We start from the raw sequence: 11,907 nt of genomic DNA, 5'->3' as shown, positions 1-11,907 counted from the left end.
CCTTCCCGTTCCAGTCCGCTCTGGGTACCGGACGATTTCTCGTCATGTTAACGCGATCGGTTCGCGAGGGGTCCGGTCGTCCACAGCCTGTGGGCGACCCCGGCGGCGCCGGAAGGGGGCACGGGGGCGCCCGGAGCGGGCGGAGGGCGTGGCGGACGCGGGAACGGGAGCGGCACGGCGGTGCGCCGGGGCGTCCGGCGGGAGGGCGGTGCGCCGGAGCGGGGCGGGGGCCGACGTGCGCACCACGCTCGCCGGGGGCCGCGCGGGGCGCGGCATATCCGGGTGCCCGCGCGGACGGGCGCACGGCATGATCCGAGCATGACGGACACGGCGGAAGAGACCCCGGTGGACCCCGGGCGGACGGCGGAACGGACGGCGGAACGGATCTCCGAACGGCGGGCGCGGGCCCACCGGGAGGCCACGCGCGCGTTGTCGCGTTCAGGCTTCCGCAGGACGCTGCGCGAGCGGCTCTCGCTGCTCCAGGAGGCCGCCCCGGAGGCGTACGACCTGGACGAACGCGGCGACCTGTACGGCGACGGGATCGTGGAGGTCCTGGAGGAGCGCGTCGCCGCCCTGCTGGGCATGGAGGCTGCCGCCTTCTTCCCGACCGGCACGATGACCCAGCAGATCGCGCTGCGCTGCTGGGCGGGCCGTACCGGCAACCCCGCGGTGGCCCTGCACGCGATGGCCCACCCCGAGGTCCACGAACGGAGCGCGTTCAGCACGGTCGCGGGCCTGCGCCCGCTCCGGGTGACGACCGCGCCCCGGCCGACGTCCGCCGAGGACGTGCGTGCCTTCGAGGAGCCGTTCGGGGCGCTGATGCTGGAGCTGCCCCTGCGGGACGCCGGTTTCCTGCTGCCCACCTGGGACGAGCTGACGGAGGTCGTGGAGGCCGCGCGCGAGCGGGACGCGGTGGTCCATTTCGACGGCGCGCGCCTGTGGGAGTCCACGGTCCGCCTGGGCCGTCCCCTGACGGAGATCGCGGGCCTCGCGGACAGCGTCTACGTGTCGTTCTACAAGTCCCTCGACGGCTTCGGGGGCGCCGCGCTCGCCGGTCCGAGGACGCTGGTCGAGGAGGCGAAGGCCTGGCGCCACCGCTACGGGGGGACGGTGTTCCAGCAGTTCCCCACGGTCCTGTCGGCCCTCGTCGGCCTGGACCGGGAGCTGCCCCGGCTCCCGGAGTACGTCGCCCACGCGCGCGTGGTGGCCCGCGCCCTGCGCGAGGCGTTCGCCGCGGCCGACGACGTGCCGTGGGCGCGCGTGCACCCCGAGGAGCCGCACACCCACGAGTTCCAGGTCTGGCTGCCGTACGAGGCGGATGCGCTCGCCGAGGCGTCGGTGGGGCAGGCCGAGGAGACCGGGACGCTGCTCTTCGGCGGCGCCTGGCAGCAGGCCGGGCCCGGACTGAGCCGCACCGAGGTCACCGTCCGCGCCGACGGGCTGACCTGGACGGCGGACGACGTACGGACCGCCGTCGCCGACTTCGTCGCGCGCGTGGACCGTCCGACCACGTGACCGGCCCCCTTCCCGGCGGGGGGAGGCGTCGTCCGTCGCGTCGATTGACGGCCGTCGTCAATCGACGGCGGCGTTGTCGGTGGCCGGGTGCACCATGAGGTCATGAGCGTGAGCATCGACATCGCGGGGTTGCGGCCGGAGAGGGTCGCCATCACGCCGTCCCCCCTGGCCGAGCTCGGCATGGCGCTGCACGCGCTGTCCGAGCCGGGCCACCACCCGGGGCTGCGCGGCTGGGCGGCGGGCGTCACCGCGGGCCTCGACCCGCACCTCGCGGACCGGATGTGCGACGCGGACTTCCTGTGGCGGACGACGTTCTCCGACCTGTTCATGCCGTACGCGGGCATCCCCGGCCGGAGCACGCTCCCGCGCGCGACGCTCGCCGAGGAACTGGACCTCCTGGACAAGCTGACGGACGAGCAGTTCGTCGACGCGGCGACGGAGTTCGTGTGCGTGCTCAGCCGCGGCCCCCACGAACCGCTGGTGCTCAGCGACGCGCGCGTGCGGCGCCGGGTGCTGGACGTGGCCGCCTCGCGCGGGCCCCGGCAGGCGCGGTTCACCCGGCGGCTGCTCGACGACACTCCGGCCGTACGGGCGTGGCTGCGGCGCTTCCTGGAGGACTGCGAGGAGGCGTTCTTCGCGGAGACCTGGTCCCGGCTGAGCCAGCAGCTCACGGCGGACACCCGCCACAAGACGGAACTGCTGCGGCACCGGGGCCTGGCGGAGGCCCTGGGCGCGGTCTCGCCCGCCCTGTCGGTGGACGAGGCGGCGGGCCGCATCGAGGTCGACAAGCTCATCGAGGGCCGGACCGTCACGGCGGGCGGCGGCCTCCTGCTCGTCCCGACCAGCCTCGGCTGGCCGCACTTCAGCGTGCTGCACCGCAGCGGCTGGCAGCCCGTGCTGCACTACCCCGTCGGCTCCCCCGACCTGGCCTCACCGCCGTCCGTCGAGCAGCTCACGCTGCGGATGACAGCCCTGTCCCACCCGCTGCGGATGCGGCTGTGCCGGCACCTTGCGCGCAGCGCGTACACCACGACCGAACTCGCGCGCATCCATGACGTGACGGCGCCCGAGATATCCCGTCACCTGGCCGTCCTGAAGAAGGCGGGCCTGATCTTGACCCGCCGCCGGGGCCGGTACGTGCTGCATCAGCTGGACGTCGCGCGCGTGGCCCGCCTGGGCGGCGACTTCCTGGAGGGGCTGCTCCGCTAGGGCAGCCGACAACCATGCGCGTGGCCGCGAGCCCCGCCCCCAGGACGTACACGGCCCTCCGGCGCACCAGGCCGCCCCGCGTCTCAGTCGAACCGGACGTGCCGCAGGCCCACCCGCGCCTGGCGCAGCCGGGTGCGCAGCGCGCCCTCGGTGTTCGGCCGCAGCGTCAGGCCCGCGAGGACCGCGATCCGGTCGGCCGTCTTCGGCACGCTGGTGCGGTCCGTCCACAGGTGCTCGGCGAACTCCGGCTCCCGCAGCCGCTCCAGGCAGTGGTCGAGCCGCCGGACCGCCCAGCTCTCCCCCGCCGGGCGCGCGCGGCGCGTGACGCGCCGGAGGAGGCGTCCCACCCGCCGCTCGCGCAGCCGCCGCAGCACGGTCTCGCGCTCGGCGAGCAGGGTGAAGTGGTGGACGTCGTGGCCGCGCTCGCGCAGCGCGCCGACCGTCTCGGCGAAGCAGCGGGGATCGGTGACCGTCATGGGCGCGATCACCACCCCGTCGTGCCGGGTCAGCGCCAGGTCGAGGGTCTCGACGACGCCCTGCCGCCAGGCGGCCAGGTCCTGGAAGTCGGCGCGCAGGGCGGGTGGCAGCGTGCGGAGCAGCCCGAAGCCGATGTGCTCGGGGTCGCAGACGACGCTGCCGGGCAGCCGGCGCCGTATCTCGTGTGCGGTCTGTGTCTTGCCGCCCCCGTGGGGGCCGTTGATCCACAGGAGCATGCGCCGACCCTAGTGGCCGCACGAGGACGGCGGAGCCACTTCGCGGGCGGTCGGAGGCCGCGCGCGGCCCCCTCGGCGCGACGGCTCAGCCGTGCCCGCCCGCGCGCACCAGCCCGGTCTCGTACGCCAGGACCACCACCTGGACCCGGTCGCGCAGTCCCAGCTTGGTGAGGATGCGGCCGACGTGCGTCTTGACGGTCGCCTCGGAGAGGACCAGGCGGGCGGCGATCTCCCCGTTGGACAGCCCCTGGGCGACCAGGATCATGACCTCGCGTTCCCGCTCGGTGAGCCGCTCCAGCTCCTTGTGCCGGGGCTCCTGGCCCGCGCTGGGCAGCATCGGCGCGAACCGGTCGAGGAGGCGGCGGGTGGTCGAGGGCGCCACGACGGCGTCGCCGCTGTGCACGGACCGGATGGCCGCCAGCAGCTCACCGGGCGGCACGTCCTTGAGCATGAAGCCGGAGGCGCCCGCCTTGAGCCCGGAGAAGGCGTACTCGTCGAGGTCGAAGGTGGTCAGGATCAGGACCTTCGGCGGCTCGGGCTCCGCGCAGATGCGCCGGGTCGCCTCGACCCCGTCCAGTTTCGGCATGCGGACGTCCATCAGGACCACGTCGACCGCCGTGGACCGTACGACCTGAAGGGCCTCGACGCCGTCCCCCGCCTCGGCGACGACCTCCATGTCCGGCTGGGCGGCCAGCACCATCCGGAACCCGGTGCGCAGCAGCACCTGGTCGTCGACGAGCATCACGCGGATCGCCATCGGGGTCCTCTTCCGTCCTCTTCGTGTCTCTGTGCGTGCCGTCACGCGCGGCGGCCGCCGGAATCCTGACAGGTGTCACCGGGGGGCGTACGGCGGCGTCAGTGCGCCGCCTTGAGCGGGAGCAGCGCGCTGATGCGGAATCCTCCGCCCGGACGCGGTCCGGCGTCCAGGGTGCCGCCGACCATGCCGACCCGCTCGCGCATGCCGATCAGGCCGTGTCCCGCGCCGTCGGCGCCGCCCTCCTCGTACAGCTCGTGCGGGGCGCCCTTGCCGTCGTCCTCGACGAGCAGACCGAGTCCGTCGTCGAAGTAGACCAGCCGCACGCTGGCGCCCGCGTTCGGGCCGCCGTGCTTGCGCGTGTTGGTCAGCGCCTCCTGCACGATCCGGTACGCGGTCAGCTCGACGCCGCTCGGGAGGGGGCGCGGGGTGCCCTCTATCTTGAAGTCGACCGGCAGTCCGGAACCGCGGCACTGCTGCACCAGGTCCTCGATCTGCTCGACGTCGGGCTGCGGGACGTACTCCCCGCCCTCCTGGTGCTCCCCGGTGCGCAGGACGCCCAGCAGGCGGCGCATCTCGGCGAGGGCCTGACGGCCGGTGGAGGAGATCGTCTCCAGCGCCTTCTTCGCCTGGTCGGGCGCGGCGTCGAGGACGTAGGCGGCGCCGTCGGCCTGGACGACCATCACCGACACGTTGTGCGCGACCACGTCGTGCAGCTCGCGCGCGATGCGCGCGCGCTCGGCGGCGACCGCCACCTTGGCCTGCGCCTCCCGCTCCTTCTCCAGACGGGCCGCCCGTTCCTCCAGCTGCGCGAAGTACGCGCGGCGCGTGCGCATGGAGTCGCCGAGCACCCAGGCGAGCGCGAACGGCACGGTCTGGAAGACGGTGACCGCGATGTTGCCCGCCACACCCGCCTCCTCGCTGGGCCAGCGCAGCTGCGCCAGGGTCGCGGCGCACAGGCTCATGCCGAGCGCCAGCCGGGACGCCCAGCGGGCGCCCGTCGCGGCGACCGTGTAGACGATCACGAGGAACGCGAAGTCGGCGACCGTCGTGGGCACGTCCAGCGCCAGCTGGGCGACGCCCAGGCCGCCCGCCAGCAGCAGCATCCGCTCGGGCATCCGCCGTCGCAGCGCCACCACGAGCGACAGCAGGAGCGCGATGGGCACCAGCAGCGCCAGGGAGTCGGTGCCCCGGTGGTCGGGGCCGGAGGCGGAACCGGCCGCCACAGCGATCCCGAACAGGACGACGGCCCAGAAGCCGTCGACCCAGGTCGGGTGTCTGCGGAGGAAGTCATAGAGGCGCTGCACGTAACCCAGCGTAGGGAAGCGTGATGCGTGCAGGGGTCAACCGGAGGGCCGATCCGGGCCGCGCGCGCGTACTCCCCAAGGTGGAGACTGTGATCACCAGTACGCCTACTCTGATGCGGTGGCGGAAGCGGAACACGACGGCGCGGGCGACCCGGACGGCACCCCGGAGGCGCGGCGCGACCCGCACGCCCCGCAGGGCTCGGGCCGGCGGACCTGGCGCGGCTGGAGTACGGCGGCGCAGGAGGCCCTGTACGGCCCTGGGGGCTTCTATCTGCGCCCCGAGGGGCCGGCGGCCCACTTCCGTACGTCCGTGCACGCCTCCCCGCTCTACGCGGAGGCCGTGGCGCGGCTCCTGTGCCGGGTCGACGAAGCCCTCGGCCGCCCGGCCACGCTCGACTTCGTGGACCTGGCCGCCGGGCGCGGCGAACTGGTCACCAGGGTGCTCACCGCGCTGCCCGCCGAGGTCGCGGCCCGCACGCGCGCGTACGCCGTCGAGATCGCCCCCCGCCCCGAGGGTCTCGCAGGACGTGTCGCCTGGCTGCACGAAGCGCCGCCCGCGATCACCGGGCTGCTGTTCGCCAACGAATGGCTCGACAACGTCCCCGTCGACGTCGCCGAGGTCGACGCCGAAGGCGTGCCCCGCCTGGTGGAGGTCCGCGCGGACGGCACGGAGCGGCTGGGCGGGCCGGTGACAGGGGCGGCGGCGGAGTGGCTCGGGCGCTGGTGGCCGACACCGGCGGAGGAGGGGCTGCGCGCGGAGGTCGGTCTGCCGCGCGACGAGGCGTGGGCCGCCGCGGTCTCCCGGATGGCCGGGGGCCTCGCCGTGGCCGTCGACTACGCGCACACGGCGGGCGCGCGTCCCCCGTTCGGGACCCTCACCGGCTTCCGGGACGGCCGGGAGACGGCGCCCGTCCCGGACGGGTCGTGCGACATCACCGCGCACGTGGCCCTGGACGCGTGCGCCGGGGCGGGAGCGGCGGCGGCCCGGGGGGCGGGACCGTCGGCGGGGGCGCGCAGGAGTCCCCGCCCGCGCCTCCTGCGCCAGCGGACCGCCCTGCGCGCCCTGGGCGTGACGGCCGGACGCCCGCCGCTCTCCCTGGCGTCCACCGACCCGGCGGGCTACGTACGGGCCCTCACGCGCGCGGGCGAGGCGGCGGAACTCACCGCCCCCGGCGGGCTCGGCGACTTCGGCTGGCTGCTCCAGCCGGTGGGCGTCCCGGACCCGCTGGACGGGGACGCCGGCTGACCGCACGCCGCCACCGGCCGATGTCTGCGTGTCGCCTGCTCGGCGCCTGCCTGTCGCCTGCTTGACGCCTACTTGTCGATGTCTCCGACCACGAAGAACATCGACCCCAGGATGGCCACCATGTCCGCGACCAGCGTGCCCGGCAGCAGCTCGGTGAGGGCCTGGATGTTGTTGAACGAGGCCGACCGCAGCTTCAGCCGGTACGGGGTCTTCTCGCCCTTGCTGACGAGGTAGTAGCCGTTGATGCCGAGCGGGTTCTCGGTCCAGGCGTACGTGTGCCCCTCGGGCGCCTTGAGGACCTTCGGGAGCCGCTGGTTGACCGGGCCGGGCGGCAGGTCGGCCAGCCGGTCGAGGCAGGCCACCGCGAGGTCGAGGGCGTTGTGGGTCTGCTCCAGGAGGCATTCGAAGCGCGCGAGGCAGTCGCCCTCCGTGCGGCCCACCACCCGCAGCGTGTCCCGCAGTTCGCCGTACGCGAGGTAGGGCTCGTCGCGGCGGAGGTCGAAGTCGACGCCGGACGCGCGGGCGATCGGCCCGCTCACGCCGTACGCGTGCACGGCGCGCGCGCTCAGGGTGCCCACGCCGCGCGTGCGGCCGCGGAAGATCTCGTTGCCGAGGACGAGGTCGTCGTAGACGTCCATGCGCGAGCGCACCGCGGCGACGGCAGCCCGCGCGCGCGTCGTCCATCCGGCCGGGAGGTCCTCCTTGAGGCCGCCCACCCGGTTGAACATGTAGTGCATGCGCCCGCCGGAGACCTCCTCCATGACGTTCTGGAGCACCTCCCGCTCGCGGAAGGCGTGGAACACGGGCGTGATCCCGCCCAGCTCCAAGGGGTAAGAGCCGAGGAACATCAGGTGGTTCAGCACCCGGTTCAGCTCGGCCAGGAGAGTGCGCAGCCACACCGCGCGCGGGGGGACCTCCATGCCGAGCATCCGCTCGACGGCGAGGACCACGCCCAGTTCGTTGGAGAAGGCGGACAGCCAGTCGTGCCGGTTGGCCAGCATGATGATCTGCCGGTAGTCACGGGCCTCGAACAGCTTCTCCGCGCCCCGGTGCATGTAGCCGATCACCGGCTCGGCGTGCCGGATGCGCTCGCCGTCCAGCACCAGCCGCAGCCGCAGCACGCCGTGCGTCGAGGGGTGCTGCGGGCCGATGTTGAGCACCATGTCGGTGCTCTCCGCGGCACCGCCGATCCCGACCGTGGTCTCCGTGGGCCGCGCGCTCTCCGTCGTGGGAGTCATGGGCCCCAGTCTCCCCCACGCGCCCGCCCGTCCACGCCTCCGCCTCCGTACGCTGGCCCCATGGAGACGGGGAGCCCCGCGGACACGGGAACGACGCAGGCCGGAGCGGACGGCCCGACCGGGCCGGAGGGGCAGGCGCCCCCGGAGAGCCGGGGGCCGCAGGAGGGCCAGGTGCCGCGGGAGGGGCTGCCCTCGCCGGAGTGGACGGGGCTGCCGCCGGGGCTGCTGAGGATGCGGCGGCTGCTGCTCGTGGTGTGGCTGGGGCTCGCGGCGGTCGCGGCGGGCGTGCTGCCCGGGGTGTTCGCCGGTCCGGCGTGGGCCGCGTTCGCCCTGCTGCCGCTGGCGCTCATGGGCTGGGGGTGGGTCCTGCTCGGCCGTAACTGGCGCTCCTGGCGGTACGCCGAGCGCGCCGACGACCTGCTGATCAGCCGGGGGGTGCTGTGGCACGAGGAGACGGTCGTGCCGTACGGCCGCATGCAGCTCGTGGAGGTGACCTCCGGGCCCGTCGAGCGGCGCTTCGGACTGGCCGCCGTGCAACTGCACACCGCCGCCGCGGCGAGCGACGCGCGCATCCCCGGTCTGGACCCGGCGGAGGCGGAGCGGCTGCGCGACCGGCTCACCGCGCTCGGCGAGGCCCGATCGGCGGGGCTGTGACGACGCCGGACATCGAGGGCATCGGGGGCATCGAGGGGGCCGAAGGCGCGAAGGGTGTGCTCGGCGTCGGGGGTGCGGGTGGGGTGGACGGCGAGGGCGCGCGTGACGCCGCTGTCGCCAAGCGGTCGGGGACGACGGCCGCGGGCGGGCCGCCCGCGCGTGACGGCGGGGCGGAGCGGCGGCTGCACCCGGTGACGCCGTTCCGGCGGGCCTGGGCGCCGCTCGCGGTGGTCGTGGGCTGGGCGGCGCACGACCCGGGGCAGGCGCAGGAGCAGCTGACCCGGCTGACGACGACCGGCCTGCTGATCGCCGCCGCCGTGGTCGTCCCGGCCGCCTCCCTCTACGGCTTCCTGTCCTGGTGGTTCACCCACTTCGCGGTGACCGACAGCGAACTGCGCATCCGGACCGGCCTGTTCTTCCGGCGCACCGCGCACATCCGCCTCGAACGCATCCAGGCGATCGACGTCACCCAGCCGCTGCTGGGCCGGATAGCGGGCGTCACGAAGCTCCGCCTGGACGTCGTCGGCGCCGACGACAAGGACGAACTGGCCTACCTGGGGGAGGCGGAGGCGCGCGCGTTGCGTGCGGAGCTGCTCGCGCGCGCGGCGGGTTTCGCCCCCGAGACGGCGCACGAGGTCGGCGAGGCTCCCGCGCGCGAGCTGCTGCGCGTGCCCGCGCGCGAGCTGGCGATCGCGCTGGTGCTGACCGGCGCGACCTGGGGCGCGCTCCTGGCCGCGCTCGTGATGCCGACGGTGCTGTGGCTGGCCACCGAGAGCGTGTGGACGGTCCTCGTCACCGGGCTGCCGCTGCTCGGCGCGGCGGGCGCGAGCAGCGTGGGGCGGTTCGTCGCGGAGTACGACTGGTCGGTCGGCGCCTCGCAGGACGGGCTGCGCATCGACCACGGCCTGCTGGACCGCTCCCACGAGACCGTGCCGCCGGGGCGCGTGCAGACCGTACGGATCGTCGAACCGTTGCTGTGGCGGCGGCGCGACTGGGTGCGCGTCGAACTGGACGTGGCCGGGTCGGAGAACTCGGTGCTGGTCCCGGTCGCCCCGCGCGCGGTGGCCGAGGCGGTCGTCGCGCGCGTGCTGCCCGGCGTCGCCGTACCCGGTACGGCGTCGCTGTCCCGCCCGCCGCGCCGGGCCGCCCGGTGCCTGCCGCTGTGGTGGCGCGGCTACGGCATCGCCGTCACGGACGAGGTGTTCGTGGCCCGGCACGGCCTGCTCCGGCGCCGCCTCGACCTCGTCCCCCACGCGAAGGTGCAGAGCGTGCGGCTCTCCCAGGAGCCCTGGAAGCGGCTCTGGGGGCTCGCGGACGTCCACGTGGACACGGGGGCCGGTGAGACCGTGACGGCCCGTCTGCGGGACGCCCACGAGGCGGCGGACCTGCTGCTGGCGCAGGCGGAGCGGTCGCGCACCGGGCGCCGGAAAGCGGTGCCGGACCGGTGGATGGCGTAGTCCCCTGCTCCTGGGACGGCGGCTGGGGCGCCTCGCGGCGGGAACACCGCGGCCCGCCACGCTCCGGGAGGCCGGGCGGGGCGGGCCGTGAGCGTCATGCGACGGGACGCGCGCGCGGGCTGTCAGGAGGCGGCGCTGCGCAGGCCCTCGACGTCGATCTGCTGGGTCTCGTCGTGCGCGGTCAGGTCGATCACCTGGCCCACGGCGCGTGCGCGCGCGTCGGCGGGCTTGAACTCCGCGTCGGACTCGGCCTTGTGCAGCGCCAGCGCCTCCTGCCCGACCACGTCGGCGAGGTCCTCGTTCTGCACGGCGTCCAGCGGGTCGGCCGACGACGGCTGCTGCGTACCGAAGAAGTCGAACCCGCCCTCGGCGGCGGGCCGGCGTACGGGCTGCGCGGCCGGTACGACGGCGACGGCGGTAGGGACGGTGAAGTGGCCCGCGGGACGGCCCGCCGGACCGGTCGGGCGGGGCTCCGGCGTGTCGGCGGCCTGCCCGGGTTCCGGGGCGGCCTGCTCGGCGGGGGTGTGGTGCTGGTCTGTGTCCGGGTGAACGGCGGTCGCGCGCGCGTGCTCGTCGACCGCCTCGGGCTTCCCCTTGGCCTCGTCCTCCCGTGCGGCCTCCGCGTCCTTGCCCGTGGCCGCGCTCCCGGCACCGCCCGGTCGCGGGGGCCCCGCCGTGCCGCTCTCGGCGGCGCCCGCGGACGGGCCCCGCTTCGCTCCCGGACCGTCGAAGCGGTCCAGGGCGGCCCCGGCGCGCAGGAACGACGGGGAGACGGTCGGGGTGGACGGGACGGAGGGGGCGGGTGGAGCGGGCGGGGCGGATGCCATGGGGGCGGGCGTCACCGTCGTGGCGTCGCCGCTCGCGCCGTCGGTCTCCGCGCCCGTGCCACCGTCCTTCGCGCCGGTCTCCGTCGCGTCCTCCGCGTCGGCGGCCGGGGCCTCTTCGGCCTCCGCATCCGTATCCGCCTCCGAGGCTGCGGCCTCGATGTGCTCGTCCTCCGCGGAGTCGTCCTCGGTGCCCTTGGCGCCCTCCGTGTCCTCGGCGACGACCTCGTCGGCTTCGTGAGCCTCGTCGGTGCCGTCCGCGGCTTCGGCCTCGTCGACGGCGGCCACCTCGCCGTCCGCTGCGTTCTCGACGGGCTCAACGGCCTCCGTAGAGCCGCGGTCCTCCGCCGTCGCGGCCTCGTCCACCTCAGCCGCCTTCACCGCCGCCGAAGCCGACTCGGCCGACGGGAACGTCTCCGCCGACTCGTCGCCGACCGGCTTCCCGGTCTCCGCGTCGTCCTGCGCCGCGCGCGCGGGCGGCAGGGCACGGGCCGGGACCGTGGTCTCTATCTCCAGCAGGCGGCGGCCCTCCAGGGCGGTCGCCCGTTCCGTCTCCGCGGTGGCGTACCGGCGCAGCAGGGACGCGTGCTCGTTGCGCAGCCCCGCCAGTTCCGACCGCTTCGCGCGCAGCCGCTGTTCCAGCTTGGCGCGCAGCTCGCGGGACTCCTCCAGGTCGCTCTCCAACTCCGCGACCCGCTCCTCGAAGCGCCACTCGTCGCTCGCCCGCGCGCGCACGAGGTCAGCGACCTGTTTCCCGGCCTGGATGTCCCAGTGCCGCATGACGACCGCGCCCACGACCGCGGTCACCGCCGCGGCGGCGGCCAGCACCCGGAGCAAGAGTTGCTCCGTGAACAGCCAGGGGCCCAGGGCGCAGACTACGGAGACGCCTGCGATCGCCGACGGGGGAAGCAGCCTGTGCAGAGGCGGGGAATGACGGTGACGTCCACGTGGCATGGCCAGAAACTTACCGCGCGTAGGCGAATGTTGGCG

Annotated in this window: 10 protein-coding genes; 5 read left to right on the top strand and 5 right to left on the bottom strand. The window is 75.1% G+C overall.

All coding sequences use genetic code 11. The features are described 5' to 3' along the window. Window positions 1–318: 318 nt before the first annotated feature. Window positions 319–1,515 carry a threonine aldolase family protein gene (locus ACIQPQ_RS32860; protein ID WP_401311279.1) on the top strand — a complete coding sequence of 399 codons (1,197 nt, stop codon included), beginning with the start codon at window positions 319–321 and terminating at the stop codon, window positions 1,513–1,515. A 102-nt stretch (window positions 1,516–1,617) separates the two neighbouring features. Continuing rightward, window positions 1,618–2,724, top strand: coding sequence for a DUF5937 family protein (locus ACIQPQ_RS32855; protein WP_401311277.1), 1,107 nt, complete (start codon window positions 1,618–1,620; stop codon window positions 2,722–2,724). A gap of 83 nt (window positions 2,725–2,807) precedes the next feature. Here ACIQPQ_RS32855 and ACIQPQ_RS32850 read toward each other — a convergent pair whose 3' ends face one another. The 3 genes from ACIQPQ_RS32850 to ACIQPQ_RS32840 form a co-directional block, all read right to left on the bottom strand. Then, a complete protein-coding gene (locus ACIQPQ_RS32850) occupies window positions 2,808–3,437 on the bottom strand; it encodes an AAA family ATPase (protein ID WP_401311275.1) in 630 nt (209 codons plus the stop codon). A gap of 85 nt (window positions 3,438–3,522) precedes the next feature. After that, window positions 3,523–4,194, bottom strand: a complete 672-nt coding sequence (locus tag ACIQPQ_RS32845; protein WP_383772077.1) for a response regulator — start codon at window positions 4,192–4,194, stop codon at window positions 3,523–3,525. Window positions 4,195–4,292: 98 nt separating this feature from the next. Then, complete coding sequence (locus ACIQPQ_RS32840; RefSeq protein ID WP_401311272.1) at window positions 4,293–5,498, bottom strand: sensor histidine kinase; 1,206 nt, start codon at window positions 5,496–5,498, stop codon at window positions 4,293–4,295. 118 nt (window positions 5,499–5,616) lie between these two features. On the opposite strand from ACIQPQ_RS32840, the gene ACIQPQ_RS32835 reads away from it, so the two are divergent. After that, the gene (locus tag ACIQPQ_RS32835; protein WP_401311269.1) at window positions 5,617–6,744 is read left to right on the top strand and encodes an SAM-dependent methyltransferase; all 1,128 of its coding nucleotides are present in this window, start codon (window positions 5,617–5,619) and stop codon (window positions 6,742–6,744) included. Between the two features lie 68 nt (window positions 6,745–6,812). On the opposite strand, the gene ACIQPQ_RS32830 is transcribed toward ACIQPQ_RS32835, so the two are convergent. Continuing rightward, window positions 6,813–7,982 (bottom strand): NADH-quinone oxidoreductase subunit D, encoded by a 1,170-nt coding sequence (locus tag ACIQPQ_RS32830; RefSeq protein WP_383772071.1) that lies wholly within the window; start codon window positions 7,980–7,982, stop codon window positions 6,813–6,815. Window positions 7,983–8,042: 60 nt separating this feature from the next. Here ACIQPQ_RS32830 and ACIQPQ_RS32825 point away from each other — a divergent pair, with 60 nt between their 5' ends. Then, the gene (locus tag ACIQPQ_RS32825) at window positions 8,043–8,636 is read left to right on the top strand and encodes a PH domain-containing protein (protein ID WP_401311265.1); all 594 of its coding nucleotides are present in this window, start codon (window positions 8,043–8,045) and stop codon (window positions 8,634–8,636) included. Window positions 8,637–8,818: 182 nt separating this feature from the next. Further along, window positions 8,819–10,093, top strand: a complete 1,275-nt coding sequence (locus ACIQPQ_RS32820; RefSeq protein WP_401311349.1) for a PH domain-containing protein — start codon at window positions 8,819–8,821, stop codon at window positions 10,091–10,093. Window positions 10,094–10,215: 122 nt separating this feature from the next. On the opposite strand, the gene ACIQPQ_RS32815 is transcribed toward ACIQPQ_RS32820, so the two are convergent. After that, window positions 10,216–11,871, bottom strand: a complete 1,656-nt coding sequence (locus tag ACIQPQ_RS32815; protein ID WP_401311262.1) for a hypothetical protein — start codon at window positions 11,869–11,871, stop codon at window positions 10,216–10,218. Window positions 11,872–11,907 lie beyond the last annotated feature (36 nt).

The sequence above is a fragment of the Streptomyces sp. NPDC091281 genome, from assembly GCF_044757425.1.
In the GTDB taxonomy this organism is placed as follows: Bacteria; Actinomycetota; Actinomycetes; order Streptomycetales; family Streptomycetaceae; genus Streptomyces.
Note: the sequence above shows the minus strand (reverse complement) of the source record. Positions and strands in the feature narration are given on the sequence as shown.